The organism is Pantoea brenneri (genome assembly GCF_038594305.1).
GTDB classification, from domain to species: domain Bacteria; phylum Pseudomonadota; class Gammaproteobacteria; order Enterobacterales; family Enterobacteriaceae; genus Pantoea; species Pantoea brenneri.
In genome coordinates, this window is the sequence record NZ_JBCGBG010000001.1 from 377,045 (window position 1) to 395,764 (window position 18,720).

An 18,720-nucleotide genomic window follows, 5' to 3' on the forward strand; every position below is an offset into this window, starting at 1 on the left:
CTCGCAGCACGTAACGTGACTTAAGCCAAATTTGATCGCCATTTTTCAACCACTTGTCAGCGAAATTGGCGATCAGGGCCAGCGATAAATGATGGCTGAATCGCTTAATTAAGAAATTCTTTTTTCCGCTCTAAAGTTCAGGTGGAGGTTATTTTTTAACCTTTTAAACCCAGTCATAGAAACTTCCCGCAACAAATTGACATGTAAAAACAACGATAAAGCAAATTTGCTGAAAGCCTTATTGCAAGTGTTGCTTATGGAAAGAATGTTAAAACATAATAAAATCTGCACATTAAAATTGATTTTTACCTCCCTTACGTTAAAGATTAAGCAGGCGAAACCGTTGCGTTTTGCGTATAACTACACACAAATAATCCAATAAAAATAGCGCCGCGCCGGGAATTTTCCTCAGCGTGTAGCGTCACCTGGCTTTACTGCCTTTACATACACCAGGCTAAGACACTTTCTGTCTGACAGAAGGTGAAGGAATGTGTGAATACTATAAGCATAAAAATATTTTATGTTTTTAGATTCAGTATATTAGCCAATCTGGTGGAGTAGAGGTTACAAATGGCAGAACTCACGCAGGGCCGGGTCGATATCATTTCGCGCGAAAACGGCACGCTTATCTCGCAGAGTACAGGCGGTTCATCACAAACCATTAACCTCACCGAACCCAGCGTGGTCCGCATTAGCGGCACGCGCGCAATGGTGGCGCAGTACGAACGCCAGGGAAACGATCTTGTTCTGCATATGCGTGATGGCAGTACTGTCCGCTATCAGAAATTTTTCTTTGATGATGCCGAAGGCGAACACAGCGAACTGGTTTTTGATGATGGGGTTAATCCACCGGAACACGCCCTGTTTCCGCAAACGGCAGAAGGGGCCGAACTGGCCTCTAACGCGGTGACACCGACCTATGAATCGCTCGACAGCGTAGAGCCGCTGTTGCTGGCGGATAACACCAACTCGTCAATGGGTGTGATTACTGCCGGCGGTCTCGGCGTGCTGGGCCTGGCCGGTCTGGCGATTGGCGCAGGGGGTGGCGGTGGCGGCGGCGGCGGTGGTGATAACAACAACGGTGTCGATCCCGGCACGCCGGGTAATCCCCCGACGGCTGGCGCGCCGACCATTACCCTTAATCCATTTGCCGGCGATGACGTGCTGGATAACGCGGAGAAATCAACCGCCCAACTGCTGAGCGGCACCACCAGCAACGTTGAAGCAGGTCAGATTGTAACCATCACCCTCGGCGGTCAGACCTACAATGCCAGCGTCGGTGCCGATGGCAGCTGGAGCGTCAGTATTCCGGCCAGTGCCCTGGCGGCGCTGGCGGCAGGCAGCACCACCATTTCAGTCAGCGTGAGTAACGCCGCCGGCACCGCCGCCGCGGCCAGTCTGGGGATCACCGTCCAGCAACCCGATACCACGCCGGATGCCCCGACAATCACCATCAACCCGTTTGCCGGTGACGACGTGCTGAGCGGCAGTGAGAAAACCACTGACCAGACGCTGAGCGGAAGTACCAGCAATGTTCAGGCGGGCCAGATCGTCACCATTACGCTGGGCAGCCAAAGTTTCAACGCCACGGTCGGTGCCGACGGAAGCTGGAGCATCACTTTGCCTCCCGCCACGCTTGCGGCACTGACGCAGGGCGCGCAGACGATTACCGCCACCGTCAGCAATCAGGCGGGTACCCAGGCCAGCGAAAGCCGTCCGATTCAGGTTCAGGCCCCGGTCACCGAGCCGGGTACGCCGGGGGTGGAGATCGACCCGTTTACCGGTGATAACGTACTGAGTAACGCCGAAAAAACCGCCGACCAGACCCTGAGCGGCACCACCACCAACGTCGAAGCCGGTCAGGTTGTCACCGTAACGCTCGGCGGCCAGAACTACAGCGGCAGCGTAGCAGCCGATGGCAGCTGGAATATCACCGTGCCAGCTGAAGCGTTAGCGGCACTGGCGTCGGGCAGCACCACCATTACCGTCAGCGTGGCCAACGCGGCAGGCACGCCAGCCACCGACAGCCTGGCGATCAGCGTTGACGCGCCGCTCACCCAGCCAGGCGCGCCAGTTATCGCCATCAACCCGTTTGCCGGCGACGATATCCTGAGCAATGACGAAAAAAACAGTGACCAGACCCTGAGCGGCAGCACCAGCAACGTGGAAGCGGGGCAGGTAGTTACCATCACGCTCGGCGATCAGACCTACAGCACTGCGGTGGGTGCCGATGGTAGCTGGAGTATTAGCGTACCGGCCCAGGCACTGAATGGGCTGGCTGCGGGTAGCCTCGCTATTTCGGTTGTCGTCACTAATCAGGCCGGCGTTGAAGCCAGCGAAAACCGCGATATCAACGTGGAAACTCCGGTGACGCCCGGCGCGCCCGGCGTGACGCTGGCTGATTTCGCCGGCGATAACCAGCTAAGCAATGTCGAAAAAACCACCGATCAAACGCTGAGTGGCAGCACCAGCAACATTGAGGCCGGACAAACCGTCACGGTGACGCTGGGCGGTCAGACTTACAGCACCAGCGTGGGCGCAGATGGCAGCTGGAGCCTTACCGTGCCTGCCGCCGCGCTAACGGCGCTGGCAGCCGGTGAAACCACCATCACCGTATCGGTCAGTAATGCGGCCGGCGACACCGCGACCAGCGCGCTGCCGATCATCATTGACGCCCCGGTTGTCCAGCCGGGCGAACCGTCCATCTCGATTGGTCAGTTTGCCGGAGATGACATCCTTAGCAATGCTGAAAAGGGCACCGCCCAGACGCTCAGCGGCAGCACCACCAATGTCGAAGCGGGTTCAGAGGTGATTGTGAACCTCGGCGGGCAGAACTATATCGGCATCATCGATGTCGATGGCAACTGGCAGGTGATTATCCCGGCGGCGGCGCTGGGCAATCTCCCCGCCGGTTCGAATGCCATTACTGTGGCCGTCACGAACCTGGCGGGAACCACCGTCAATGAAACACGCGATATCGCGGTTGAGGCAGCGGGCACCGGTCCGGCCATCCCGACCCTGACCATCAACGATTTCGCCGGTGATAACCTGCTCAGCAACGAAGAAAAAGGCGTTGATCAGATCCTGAGCGGCACCACCAGCAACATTGAAGCGGGGCAGGTCGTCATCGTGACGCTTGGCGGCCAGGTTTACAGCGCCAGCGTCGATGCTGACGGTGGCTGGAGCCTGACGGTGCCGTCCGCGGCACTGACGGCGCTGGCCGCTGGCGAGACCACCATCACGGTATCGGTCAGCAACGCTGCCGGCACCACGCTCAACGACACGCTGCCCATCAGCGTCACGGCACCGGTCACCTTACCGGGCGAGCCAACCGTCGCCATCAACCCGTTTGTCGGTGATGATATTCTCAGCAACAGTGAGAAAACCGGCGATCAGCTGCTGAGCGGCACCACCAGCAACATTGAAACCGGTCAGCCGATCACGGTAACGCTCGGCGGTGAGACGTTCAGCACCACCGTGGCCGCAGACGGCAGCTGGAGCGTCACCATTCCGGCCTCAACGCTGGCAGCCTTAGCCGCTGGCAGCGTTACGTTGAGCGTATCGGTCAGCGATCTGGCCGGCACCACGGTGAGCGAAACCCGTGATATCGCGGTAGAAGCCCCGGTGATCGCGCCGGGTACGCCGACCCTGAGCGTGGCGGCGTTTACCGACGATAACCTGTTAAGCAACGAAGAGAAGCTGGACGCGCAGGCGGTGTCTGGTACCACCACCAATGTCGAAGCGGGCCAGATCGTTACCGTGACGCTGGGCGGAGAGTCCTACAGCGGCACCGTCGGCGACGATGGCAGCTGGAATATCAGCATTCCGGCCGATGCGCTTGGCGCGCTGGCGAGCGGTTCCACCACCTTGTCGGTCACGGTCAGCAACGCAGCAGGCATCACCGCCAGTGACAGCCTGCCGATCACGGTTGAAGCCCCGGTCACCGTGCCGAATGCACCGGTTCTGACCATCAATCCGTTTGCGGTCGATGATGTGCTGAGCAATGACGAAAAAGCCAGCGACCAGTTGCTGAGCGGCAGCACCACTAACGTTGAAGCCGGTCAGATTGTCACCGTCACCGTTGGCGATCAGACCTTCAGCGCCGCGGTAGATACGGACGGTAACTGGAGCCTGACCCTGCCAGCCAGCGCACTGGCCGCACTGCCTGCCGGCAGCGCCACCATCAGCGCTACGGTCTCCAGCGTGGCAGGTACCGGGGCCAGTGAAAGCCGCGGTATCGCGGTAGTAGCTTCGCCTGAACCTGGCGTACCAGCGATTACGGTCAACGTTTTTGCCGCAGACGATCTGCTGGATAACAGCGAAAAAGCGGTCGATCAGACCCTGACCGGCAGCACCAGTAATGTCGAAGCGGGCCAGACGGTCACCATCACGCTGGCTGGCGCAACGTACACTACACAGGTCGGGCCTGAGGGGAACTGGAGCGCTCTGATTCCGTCTGCGGCGCTCAGCGCGCTGGCCGCGGGCAGCACCACACTTACGGTGAGCGTCAGCAACGCGGCAGGGACCGCTGCCACTGACAGCCGCGAGATCAACATTACACCCGCGCCAGGTGAGCCGGGCGTTCTGACCATCAGCGAACCGTTGAGCGGCGATGGCTTCCTCAACCAGCAGGAGGCTGGCAACGATCTGGTGATCTCCGGTTCAGCAGTTGGCGTCGCCGCAGGACAGTCGGTGCTGGTGGCCTTTAACGGCAGCACCTACAGCGGCGTGGTCGGCAGCAACGGATTCTGGAGCGTCACCGTTCCGGCCAGCGATCTGACCGATATTACTGACGGCGTCCAGGCAGTGTCGGTGACCGCCATCGATGCCAATAACACCCTGCTGACCGATTCAGCGCAGCTCAACGTGGTGGTCAGCAATCAGCCACAGATCACGCTTAACGACAGCGCGCTCACGGATGGCATTCTCAACCGCGTCGACGCCAGCAGCGATCTGGCGATCGGCGGCAGCACCGGCAAAGCGGCGGCGGGTCAACAGGTCGAACTGGAACTGAACGGTAAAACCTACAGTGCCACGGTCAATCCTGACGGCAGCTGGAGCCTGGCCGTGCCTGCCAGCGATCTCGCCCTGCTGCCACAGGGGAGCAACAGCCTCAATATCACGGTGATTGATGAAGCAGGCAACCGCGTTGAGGACACGCTGGACTTCAGCGTCGATACCCGGTTGCCGAACCTGATTGTGGCACCGGTGGCCGGTGGCGATGGCATTCTCAACAGCAGTGAAGTGGCGGCCGGGCTGCCGGTCAGCGGATCCGGCGCTGCGCCGGGGGAATTGGTTTCGGTCACGCTGAATGACCAGACATATACCACCACCGTGGATGGCTCCGGCAACTGGACGGTGACCGTGCCGTCTGACGCGCTGCAGGCGCTGGCGGATGGCAGCAGCTACCGTCTCGACGTCAGCCTGACCGATGCTAGCGGCAATATCATTACGCAAACCCAGCCGCTGGCGGTCAGTACCCAGTTGCCTGAGGCAACGGTGGCGGCACCGGGCGGTGACGGTGTGCTCAGCAACGGCGATCTGACGCAGCCGCTGCTGTTCAGCGGTACCGGCACGGCGGGCGATACGGTGTCGGTGGTATTGAACGACAAAACCTACACCGCCACGGTGGATGGCAACGGTAACTGGACCGCGTCGGTGCCGGTGTCCGATCTCGGCGCACTCACTAACCAGACCTATCCGGTGAGCGTTACCGTCACCGATCCGGCCGGTAACAGCAGTGACCTCTCGACCGAACTGCGGGTAGCTACCGCAGTGCCAGCTTTAACCGTCAACCCACTCACCGATGATGGCGTGATTAACGTTGCCGATGCGCAGCAGCCGCTGAGCGTCAGCGGCAGCGGTGATGAAGGCGATATTATTCGCGTCTCGCTCAACGGCCAGACCTACAGCGCCGTGGTGGCGCAGGAGGGGACCTGGAGTATCACTGTTCCTGCTGCCGATCTGGCTCTGGTGCCGAACGGTGCCCAGGCAGTGACGGTGGTGGCCACCGACAGTGATGGCAACGTCAGCCAGACGACGGATTTAGTGACCTTTGCCACCACGCCACCGCTGCTCGAAGTCTCAACCCCAGCCAGCGACGGCTATATCAACATCGCTGAGCACAGTCAGGATCTGACCATCGATGGCCGTGGCGGCAGCGCAGGCGATGCGGTGTCGGTCGACTTTAACGGCACGGTTTATACCGCGACGGTCGATACCAGCGGCAACTGGAGCGTCACGGTGCCGGCTGCGGTAATCAGCCAGCTGGCAGACGCTATCTATCCGGTTAACGTGTCGATCAGCGATACGTACGGCAACAGCAGCAGCGTGCTGTCGGATGTTACCGTGCTGGCGGCGACCCCACCGGCGCTGACCATTGATCCGGTCACGGCGGATAATCAGGTCGATAGTGCCGAACAGCTGAGTGATATTCAGGTTACCGGCACCGTCACCGGCGTACCGGCCGGGCAGCCGGTAGTGCTGGCGATTAACGGTCAGTCTTACGATGGTGTGGTCCAGGCAAATGGCGTCTGGAGCGTCACGCTACCGGCCGGATCGCTGGGCGCGGCCGGGGAGAAAACCTTTACCGTGGCGATCCTCGATGTCGCCGGTAACCCGGCGCAGCCTGCCAGCGGACAGTTCACCGTCATCACCACTAACGCACCGCTGCTGTCGATTGCGCCAATCGCCGAGGATAATCAGCTCAACGCGATCGAAGCGCAGAGCGATCTGACCCTCAGCGGCAGTTCAACCAACCTGGCCGTCGGTAGCGTGGTCAGCGTTACGCTGGTGCCGGGCGGCACCGTTTACAGCGGTACCACCGACGAAACCGGGGCCTGGACGATCACCGTGCCAGCCGGCGATCTGGCTAATCTGGCGCAGGGCACCACCACGGTAACCGTGACCTCAGGCGAGGTTTCCAGCAGCCAGACGCTGCTGGTCGCCACCACGCCGCTGACCGCACCGGTCATCAATACGCCGTTTACTGACAGCATACTCAACAGTGAAGAAGCCAGCGCGGCGCAAACCCTGACCGGCACCACGACGCCGGGCCAGGCGGTTAGCGTTAGCGTGGGCGGCAGCAGCTATCCGGCAACGGTGGCGGCGAATGGCGACTGGAGCGTGGTTCTGCCGCCGTCGGCGCTGCAAGCGCTGGCGCAGGGCAGCAATCCGATCACCGTCACTACCACCGATCTGGCCGGCAACAGTGCCAGCACCACGGTGCCGCTGACGGTCGATACCGGCACACCAACGCTGGTGGTTAATCCGATTGCCACCGATGGCATTATTAACGGCGCAGAAGCTGACGCCGATCTGCCGATCAGCGGCACCGTCGCCCCGGGCAGCAGCGTGAGCCTGCTTCTGAACGGCGTCACCTACGATGCCATTGTTGCTGACGATGGCCGCTGGACCGCCACCGTACCCCGCGCCGATCTGCAGGTGCTGACCGATGGCCGCTACGATCTCAACGTCACGGTGACCAGCGCCGGTGGCAACAGCAATACCAGCGCCTTGCCGCTGACCGTCGATACTGCCGCACCGGACTTCAGCCTCAATTCACCGGCCGGTGATGGGGTGCTGAACGGCGCAGAACAGGCGGCGGGCATCAGCTTCAGCGGAACCGGCAGTGAAGGCGATCGGGTCAGCCTGACGCTGAACGGCGTAACCTATACCGGCACGGTCAATGCCGACGGTAACTGGTCACTGGACGTGCCGCCAGCCGCCCTGGCGGGCCTGACTAACGGCAGCAGCTATCCGGTAGTGGTGACCGTCAGCGACACGGCGGGCAACAGCAGCAGCCAGAGCAGCACGCTGAACGTTGCGACCGCTGCACCGTTGCTGGTGGTCGATCCGATCAGCGGCGATAACGCCCTGAGCGTCAATGATCTGACGCAGCCATTGGTGATCAGCGGCACCGGTCAGAATGGCGATCGGGTTACGGTTGAATTTAACGATACGCTCTACAGCACCACCGTTGGCGCCAACGGTCAGTGGTCGTTGCAAATCGCGCCGGACAATCTCACCGGGCTGCCGTCTGGCAGCAACCCGGTAACCGTCACCGCCACCGACGCCAATGGCAACCAGACCAGTCAGACCATCGATCTGAATGTGGTGAACGCACCTGAACTCCAGCCAACGCTGACCGTAGACAGTGATGCCTTTTCCGGCGATGGCGTTGTCAGCGCTGCCGAACAGCTGCAGCCGATTACCCTGCGCGGCACCTCCACCAACGTGGAAGCAGGACAGCAGGTCACCGTCTCTCTCAATGGAAGCAACTACAGCGGCGTGGTCGAAGCCAGCGGCAGCTGGAGCATCGTGCTGCCGGCTGGGGCGCTGGCCGGTCTGGCGGAGGGCAGCCAGACCCTGAACGTCAGCGTGATCAATGCGGTCGGCAACACCAGCAGCAGCCCGCTTAACTTCAACGTGGATAATACCCAGCCTTCCGTTGCACTGGCCCCGATCACCGGCGATAACTACCTCAACGCCAGTGAACTGACTGGCGATGTGCTGGTCAGCGGCAGCACCAGCGGTCTGCCACAAGGCAGCATCGTAGAGGTGACCGCGAATGGCACCACCGTCACCACCACCGTGGCGGCCGACGGTAGCTGGAACCTGACCTTACCGGCTGGCACATTGACTAATGTCGCCGACGGCCCGCTGACCGTGACCACCACCGTCACGAATGCCGACGGTACGCCACTGGCGACTACCGACACGGTGGTGACGGTGATCGCCACCGCGCTGCCGGTTGCCACCCCAGGCGACGCGTTCGGGGACGGGGTGCTTAATGGCGCGGAAGCGGCGACCAGCGGCACCATCACCGGCACGACCGGCGTCAGCGGCGATGGCCAGGCGGTCAGCGTGACGCTGGATGGCGTCAGCTACAGCGGCACGGTCGATCAGGCCGGCAACTGGCAGGTGACGATTCCGGCTGAAGTGCTGTCAGCGTTACCGCAGGGTGAAACACCGTATACCGTGGTGGTCAGCGATGTGGCCGGTAACAGCAGCCAGGCGGGCGGGACGGTTGCGGTTGATACGCTGCCTCCGCCGCTGAGCCTGAATACGCCGTCAGGTGGCATCATTAATGCCGCAGAGAGCCAGCAGCCGCTGGCGCTGACCGGCAGCAGCGAAGCCAATGCCCTGATCGTCGCCAGCTTCAACGGCAGCAGCGCCAGCACCACGGCGGACGCGAACGGCAACTGGAGTCTCGATCTGCCCGCCGCTATCTACAGCGGGCTGGGCAACGGCAACTATCCGCTGACCGTTACCGCCAGCGATGCCGCCGGCAACAGCACCAGTAGTAACACCAGTCTGGCGCTGAAAGTCGATCCTGTCAGCCTGCCAACCCTGACGCTGGATACCTTTGCCGGCAACAACGTGGTGGATGGTGCAGAGCGGCTGACCGATCAGCGTCTCTCCGGCACCGTCAGCAACGTCGAGCCAGGGCAACTGGTGACCGTGACGCTGGACGGCAACGTCTACAGTGCCGCGGTGCAGGCCAGCGGCGCCTGGAGCCTGACCGTACCGGCGGGCGCGCTGAGTGCGCTTAATGACGGCAGTGCCAGCTTCACGGTGGCCGTCAGTGACGTGGCGGGCAACACCGCCACCAACACCCTGGCCTTCGACGTTAACAGCAACGCTTCCGGCCTGGCGCTCAATGCACTGAGTGGCGATAACTACCTGAATGCCCAGGAACTGGCTGAGCCGCTGATCGTAACCGGCAGCTCGGTCAATGTGCCGCAGGGTGGCACGGTGACAGTATTGCTTAACGATGTCAGCTACACCGCGCAGGTCGCGGCCAACGGCAACTGGAGTCTGATCGTACCGGCCAACGCGCTGGCCGGTCTGGCGGATGGTGCCTACACCCTGACGGTGACCGCTACCGACAGCGGAGGCGCGACGCTCAGCAGCGCGGCGACGCTCAACGTACTGGCCACCAATCTGCCCGATCCGACCATCACCAGTCCGTTTGGTGACGGCACGCTCAACAGCAGCGACATCACCAGTGCGCAAACCCTCAGCGGGACCACCGGTGCCAGCGGAGACGGCCAGAGTGTCAGCGTAGTGCTGAACGGCAACACCTATACCACGACGGCCGACGACAATGGCAACTGGACGGTTTCTGTCCCGGCGGTCGCCCTGGCGGATCTGCCGGAACAGACCGTCGGCTACACCGTGACGGTACAGGATGCGGCAGGCAACACTGCCAGCACCGACGGCAGTGTCGTGGTGGATCGCACGCCACCGGTGTTAACCCTTGATGCGGTGGCGGGTGATGACATCATCAACATCGCCGAAAGTACGGCACCGGTTATCCTGAGCGGCAGCAGCGACGCCGGTGAAGGGCAGCTGGTTACCCTGACGCTGAATAACCAGGTCTGGACCACCACCGTCAACGGAGAGGGCAACTGGAGCCTGACGCTGCCGGCGGGCGCACTGACGGATATTCCGGCCGGTCTCTATACCGTCACCGTCACCGTGCGTGATACCGCGGGCAACCCGGTCACCGAAACGCGAGAGATCAATCTGGCGACCGCCTCGTTGTCGGTCAGCATTGACACGCCATTCGGCGATGGCTATCTGAGCCGCAATGAAGCTGACTCCAGCCAGACGCTGAGCGGTACCACCGGATTACTGGGCGCAGGCCAGACGGTGAGCGTGACGCTGGGCGGCGAGAGCTATTCAGCGGTGGTTGATGCCCAGGGCAACTGGACGGTGACCCTGACGCCAGCCCAGTTGCAGACCCTGAGCGACGGTATTAATACCCTGGAGGTCAACGTCAGTGATGCCGCAGGCAACAGTGGCTCACTCGCCAGCAGCGTCACGGTCGATTTCACCCCGCCAGCGCTGAACGTGAATGCGATTGGCGGCGACAACACCATCAACTCACTGGAGCTGTTGCAGGATGTGGCGGTCAGCGGTACCGCCTCGGTTGCTGATGCCGGACAGATTGTCACCGTCAGCTTCCAGAATGTGGATTACCAGACCCAGGTGCTGTCAGACGGCAGCTGGCAGGTGACGCTGCCCGCCAGCGTGCTGCAGGGGCTGACGGATGGCAGCTATCCGGTCGGGGTCTCGCTGACCGATGCCGCAGGCAACCAGACCAGCATCAGCCAGACGCTGACCCGTGATGCCGACAGCGCGACGCTGCCGACCCTGACCATCGGGCCTGTCAGCGGTGATAACTACCTCAATCAGGCTGAAGCAGGGCAGGATCTGACCGTCAGCGGCACCAGCACCAACCTTGCCGAGGGACAGGTGGTGACGGTCACGCTGAATAATATCGACTACAGTGGCACGGTCGCGGCCGGTGGCGGCTGGACGGTGACCGTACCGGCGGCCGATATCGCTACTCTGCCGGATGGTGAGCAGGCGCTGGTGGTGGTGTCCGCTGATGTCGCCGGTAACCCGGCCAGCAGCAGCACCAGTCTGGTGGTGGTCGCCAGCGATCAGGCCCAGCCGACGCTCAGCGTCAACGTGGTGGCCGGTGATGATGTGATCAACGCCACTGAAGCGACCGGCGACGTGGTGGTCAGCGGCACCAGCACCCAGCTGGCTGGTGGCACCGCGGTCACAGTCACTTTCAACGATGTCGATTACAGCACCACGCTCGACGCGAACGGCAACTGGACGGTGACCGTGCCCGCGACGGTCTTCAACGGCCTGCCGGCAGATTCCACCCAGACCTTCAGCGTGCGCGCCAGCGATGTGGCCGGCAACCCGGCCACGGCAACCCATGATGTCACGGTCAATACCACCTTGCCGGTGGTGACGGACATTGCGCTCAGTGCCGGCAGCAGCCTGAACCTGGCGGAGTCGTTGCAGGATCTGACCATCACCGGTAACACCGCAGAAGGTCTGCCGGTGGCGGTCACCTTAAACAACGTGACCTACACCACCACCGCCGGAACGGGCGGGAACTGGTCGGTCACCATTCCGGCCGCCGATCTCCAGCAGTTAGCCGATGGCTCACAAACCATCAGCGTGACGGTAACCGACCCAGCAGGTAACGTCACCACCGATACCACTACCTCGCTGGATGTCGCCTTTAATACCCTGCCGACCATCAGCCTGGCGGCGCCGTTTAGCGACGGGCTGGTGAGCGCCGCCGATGCGGCCGGCGAGCTGTCGCTGAACGGCAGCAGCAGTGTGACCCCAGGCACCATTGTCACGATCCAGGTCGGTGAGCAGACCTTCAGCACCACCGTGGGCCAGGACGGGAACTGGTCGCTCTATCTGGCACCTGGCGCGCTGAGCAGTGAGCCAGACGGCCTGACCGAGGTGGTGGTCTCCACCGTTGATGCCGCCGGTAACCCGGCGCAGGCTACAGCCGGGATTGAAATTCTGCTGACGCCGCCGGTAACGCCGACCTTCGCCACCACGCTGTTTGGTGACAATGTGATCAACAGCAGCGAAGCGGCAACGGTGCAGGTTATCAGCGGTACCACCGCGGTGGACGACGGTCAGACGGTCAGCGTGACGGTCGGAAACGACAACATTCCGTTGTCGGTCACGGTCGATGCAAATGGCAACTGGACCGCCAGCCTGACGCCGGAATACATCGCTATTCTCGGCAACGGGCAGCACACCCTTACCGTGACCACCACCGATCGGGCGGGTAACAGCACGGAAGCGACCCAGAGCTTTATCACCGCCACGACGCCGCTTGTTGCGCCTACGCTGGATACGCCATTCACTGATGGCCGTATCAACGCTGACGAGGCGGCGGCAGGCGGTGCACTGAGCGGCACCATCAACGTCACCAATCCGGCGTCGGTGCAGGTTACCGTTAATGGCACCGTCTATTCCGCCACCCTGAGCGACGGCGATAGCCGCTGGACGCTGGATCTGCCACCGGCGGTATTGCAGTCGCTGCCGGATGGTAACTGGCCGGTCACGGTGACGGTCACCGATGTTAACGGCAACAGCGCCAGCGTGGGCGGCAACGTGCTGGTCGCGGTGAATAACCTGCCGGACGTTACCCTTAATCTGCCGTTTGGCGACGGTGCGCTCAGTGCGGCTGATGCGGCAAGCGAGCAGGTGCTGAGCGGCTCGACCGGGCTTAGCGGTGCCGGACAGACGGTCAGCGTGCTGATTTCAGGTTTTAATGGCGATCAACCGCTGACCGCGACAGTACAGACCGATGGCAGCTGGTCGCTGACGCTGACGCCTGCGCAACTGGCAACTTTTACCAGCGGCAGCCACACCATCACGGTCACCGCCAGCGATCTGGCCGGTAACACCGACAGCACGGCGCTCAACGTGGTGACCGAGGTCACGGCCCCGACCCCAACCTTTAACGACGGTGCATTTGGCGCTGACAGCGTGCTGAATATCAGTGAAGCGGCGGCGGGCGTTACGCTGACCGGCTCCACCGGTAGCATTGGTGATAATCAGGCCGTGAGCATCACCGTCGATCTGAACGGTTCGCGCTACAACGGCGCGGTGGATGGTGCAGGTAACTGGGTGGTTAACATTCCGGCCAACGTGCTGAGTTCACTGGGTGATGGCGCGCATACACTGACGGTTAACGTGGTCGACGCGGCGGGTAACACCGGCACCACGGAGCTGGCCTTTACCGCCGATCTCACTGCACCGCAGCCGACCGTTGATGCTCAGTTCCTCGATGGCTACATCAATGCCGCCGATGTTGCAGCGGGCTTTACCCTGAGCGGCACCACCGGCGAAACCGGTGCTAATCAGACGGTGCGGATCACCATGGGTGATGCGGTGTACAACACGCTGGCCGATGCCAGTGGCAACTGGACGCTGCCGCTGAGCAACGCGGATCTCTCGGTGTTCACTGACGGTAGCTATCCGGTCACCGTGACGGCAACCGATGCGGCCGGTAACAGCAGCACCATCAGCAGTTCGCTGGTGGTTGATACCACGCCGCCGGTGCTGACTGTCGGCACCTTTGCCGGCGATGGCGCGCTCAGCTATAGCGAGAGCATCCAGCCGCAGCTGCTGAGCGGCACGGCTGCCGGTGCCGAACCGGGCACCGTACTCAGCGTCTCGCTGGGCGCGACGGCGCTCGGAACGGCGGTGGTCGGCGCGAACGGCAGCTGGAGCCTGACCCTGACGCCAGAACAGATGGCCACCTTCAGCCAGCCGACGACGACCCTGGTGTTAAGCGTCAGCGACCTGGCGGGCAACACCACCAGCCAGGATCTGACCTTAAACGTCAATCTCACGCCACCTCCAGGACCGCTGGTGACGCTGGGTACTATTTCAGGCGATAACATCATCAGTACCGCCGATCAGGCGGGCGGGGTAGTGGTGAGCGGCACCTCGGCTAATCTTGGTGCGGGCGGCTCGGTCACGGTAGTGATTAATGACATCAACTATTCCACCACCCTGAACGCCAACGGTAGCTGGTCGACCGTCGCCCTGCCGGTCAGCGATTTCGGCAATGCTGACGGCAGCGTCGCCATTACGGTCATCGCTAACAATGGCACGACCTCGGTATCCACCAGCGGCAGCGTGCAGATCGATCTGACGCCACCGACCCTGACGCTCAACACCTTTGCTGGCGACAATCGGGTCAACGGCAGTGAAAGCGCCACCAGTCAGGTGATCAGCGGCACCGCCGATAGCGCCGAAGTCGGGCGCACGGTGGTCGTCACCTTCAATAACAAAAGCTATAACGCCATCGTACAGAGCAACGGCAACTGGTCCACTACCGTACCGGCCAGCGACATGCAGGCGCTGCAGGATGGTTCTGCACCGGTGATTACGGCGCAACTGTCCGACGCGGCGGGCAACGTTACCACCGTCAATGAAACGGTGACGGTGGACAACACGGCACCGCTGATCCTGATTGACGCCTTCCTCGGCGACAACCTGATCAACGCGGCGGATCTGCTGCTCAGCCAGGTATTGACCGGCAGTGCCCAGGGCGCTGAAGGGCAGACCGTCGGCCTTTACCTCGGCGATGGCGCACCGATTGCCACGGCGGTGGTCGGTGCAGATGGCCGCTGGAGTCTCGATGTCGATCCACAGGTGCTGTCGAGCCTGAATGATGGCGCGCTGGTGTTTGGCGTGCGGGTTAATGACGTCAGCGGTAACCAGACTGACGCCACTCTGACCGTGAATAAACTGGTCAACAGCGCGCTAACCCTGGTGGTCGATTCGGTGTTTGGCGACGGAACGCTGAGCGCCATCGATACCACGGTGGCACAAACCATCAGCGGCGTGGCCACCTCGGCAGGGGTTGGCGCGACGGTCTCGGTAGTGCTGGGCGGAACCACGCTGTCAGCCGCCGTGGGCCAGGATGGTAAGTGGGCGATTGTGGTACCGCCTTCCGTACTGGGGCTGCTGAGTGATGGCGATCTGGCGCTGAACGTCACCCTGACCGATGCGGCCGGTAACGTCCGTAGCGTCCCGGAAACCGTGACGGCGATTGTCAATGCCGTGCCGGTCGTTGGTACCCTGGCCGGGCTGTTTGGTGGCGATAATCTTCTTAACATTGCTGAAGCGGCAACCGGTCAGGTAGTCGGCGGGGTGATTCAGAACGCCGCCGCCGGTTCACAGGTCACCGTCACCTTTGGCAGCCATACCTACACCACCACGGTGCAGGCGGGCGGCACATGGAGCGTTAACCTGCCGGGCGGCGATCTCAGTTCACTGCTGGATGGCAACCTGACGCTGGGCGTGAGCGTCACCGATCGGGCCGGTAACGTCGCTTCTAACAGCGCGACCATTGGCATCTTCACCCAGACGCCGTCGATCAGCCTGACCTCACTGTTTGGTGATGGCGTGCTGAACCTGGCGGACATCGCCACCGGCCAGGTGATCAGCGGTGTGGTCAACAATGTGGCGCAGGGATCGATCGTGACGCTGAACATTGGCAGTAGCCAGCTCACCACCACGGTCGGCGCAGGCGGTGCCTTCACGGCGACGGTCACGCCGGATATTCTGGGCACGCTGGCGCAGGGCAACCTGACGGTCGGTGCCTCGGTCACCGATCCGGCGGGCAATACCGCCAGCACCAGTGCCGGGATCCGGGTCGATACGCTGCTGCCCACCATCACCGTTAATCCGCTGTTTGGCGACGGCCTGCTTAACGTGGCGGATGCGCTGATCACCCAGGTGATCGGCGGCGTGGTTGGCGGGGCAGAACCGGGCTCGCGTGTGGTGGTCTCTGTCGGATCGCAGCAGTTCACCACCACCACCGATGCCAGTGGCAACTTCAACGTTTCGCTGACGCCAACGCTGTTGCAGGGCATTACCGATGGCAATCTCACCGTCGGCGTCAGCGTTACAGACAGCGCGGGCAACACCAGCAGCACCTCGGCGGGCGCGCTGGTCGGCATTCACAACCTGCCGAAAGTGACGCTTAACCCGCTGTTTGGTGACGGCGTGCTGAACCTGGCAGAATCGCTGGTGACGCAGACCATCAGCGGTACGGTATCAGGCGTGGCGGCGGGCAGCAGCGTCCGGCTGGCGATTGGCAATACCACCGCCACCGCGCTGGTTAACCCGGATGGCACCTTCTCTGCCACCGTATCGCCTGCCATTCTTTCGACGCTGCTGAGCGGCAACTTCACGGTCAGCGCCTCGGTCACCGATCCGGTGGGCAACACCAGCAGCACCAGTGCCGGTGTCTCGCTGGGGCTGATTCAGCCGACGCTGTCGGTGAACACGGTGTTTGGCGATGGCGTGCTGAGCGCAGCGGATCTGGCCTCCAATCAGACCATCAGCGGCAGCTCAAGCCTGGCGGCCGGTTCAACCGTCAGCGCCACGCTGAACGGGCTGACCTACACCACTAAAGTGGTGAGCGGCGGTAGCTGGAGTATCAGCGTACCAAAAGCGGATCTGGCGGCAATCACCGACGGCAGCAAAACTGTGACCGTGACCGGCACCGACGCCTATGGCAACGTGGCGAACAGCAGCGGTGCGCTGAGCGTGATTGCGCATACTGCGCCGACGGTCGCCATCACCTCACTGTTTGGTGACAATGCGCTGAGCGCAGTGGATGTCAAAACGGCGCAAACCATTAGCGGCAGTACCACCAATGCGGAAGGATCGGTGGTGCGCGTGGCGCTGGGCGGACAGACCTACAGCACCACGGTGAACAGCAACGGTAACTGGAGCCTGTCGATTCCGGCGGCCAGCCTGGCGGCAATTGCCGATGGTCAGTACACCGTCACCGCCAGCGTCACCAATGGCGCGGGCAGCAGCGGCAGCGGCTCGGCCGCACTCGGCGTAGTCAGTCACACCACGCCGACGGTCAGTCTGGGCAGCTATTTTGGCGGTGACGGTTACCTGAATATTGCCGAAGCCAATACCGCCGAAACCATCAGCGGCACCAGCACCAATGCCGCCGGCGGCACGGTAACGGTTAACCTCGCGGGCAATATCCTCACCACCACCATTGGCGCGAATGGGGCATGGAGCATCAGCGTACCGTCAGCCACCCTGAAAGGGATCTCTGATGGCAGTCATCCGCTGACCGTAACGGTGGCTGATATTGGCGGCAATACCGTCACCAGCAGCAGCTCCTTTACCGCACTGTCACACAATTCACCGCTGGTGGGCGCCGATCCGGTGCTCAGCATCGTGACGTCGTTGCTGACCGGACTGACGGTGCAGGGCGGCTCGCTGAATGCGGCGCAGGGATCGAAAGTCAGCGTCACGCTGCTGCTCGCCAACGGCAGCAACGGACCGACGATCAATACCACCACCGATGCGCTGGGGCGTTACTCCGCTAACTTCGCGCCGTCGTTGTTGTCGGTTGGCGGCCTGCTGCTGTCGCTGGGTACGCTGGCAAAAATCACCATCACTGATGTGGCAGGCAACAGCTATTCGACCACCAATACTCTGCTGTTAGGGTCATTGTTGCCGATTACGACTGCCGCCACCGAATCGGTGGCACTGTTCCCGGTGGCCGATGACAGCGCCACGGTGGCCAGTGCCGGCGGTGAAACGCAGCACAACACCAACAGCAGTGAGGAAAACGTCACCCATGCTGCGGTGGTCTCGACCCTGACCACCGACGCGGATATCACCGCGCCGGCCAGCAGCAGTGAAAGCGCTTCCGCACCGGAAACCGTTGCCGCCGCTGCGCCAGGCGGGGAGGCCAGCTACACCATTGGTGGCGTGGTGATCACGCTGGCTGATGGCAGCACGGTGGAAGGTGCAGCGGTTACCGGCAGCAGTGGGGCTGATACCGTGACGGTCAGTGATCTCAACTTTACGCACATCGATGGCGGCGCAGGCACCGATACGCTGGTGCTGAACGGGGAGCATCTGAATCTGGATCTCACCTCGCTGGGCCTGAAAGTCGAGCACATTGAAGTACTCGACCTCGGTAAAACCGGGACGAACTCGGTGAAACTCGATCTGAATGAAGCACTGAGCATTACCGACCAGCAAAGTGATGATTTGATCATCAAGGGTGCCGATGGCAGCCAGGTGACGCTGGCGAACAGCAATGGCGGCATCTGGGCGGTAACCGGCGAGCGTACCGTGCAGGGGCAAACCTTCGAGGTTTATCACAATTCGGCGCTGACCAGCGATAACACGCTGGGCGATGTGCTGGTGCAACATAACCTGCAGGTGCATATCGTGTAGTGCGGCTAAAATATCAGTAAACCTGATGGAATCAGCGGGTGTGTGAGCGCCCGCTGATTTTTTATTTTCCGGCCGTGATAATTCCATTTTCCAGATTTTCGCCACTATTCATCAGCAGAGTGAAAGATTAGGGTAGGGGCA

General features: G+C 61.9%; 1 protein-coding gene. It reads left to right on the forward strand.

Annotation, left to right across the window (positions count from 1 at the left end; translation table 11 throughout):
- The first annotated feature begins 570 nt into the window (after positions 1-570).
- On the forward strand, positions 571-18,579 hold the full coding sequence (locus tag AABB92_RS01770; protein ID WP_046288195.1) for an Ig-like domain-containing protein: 18,009 nt from the start codon (positions 571-573) through the stop codon (positions 18,577-18,579).
- The last annotated feature ends 141 nt before the right edge of the window (positions 18,580-18,720 follow it).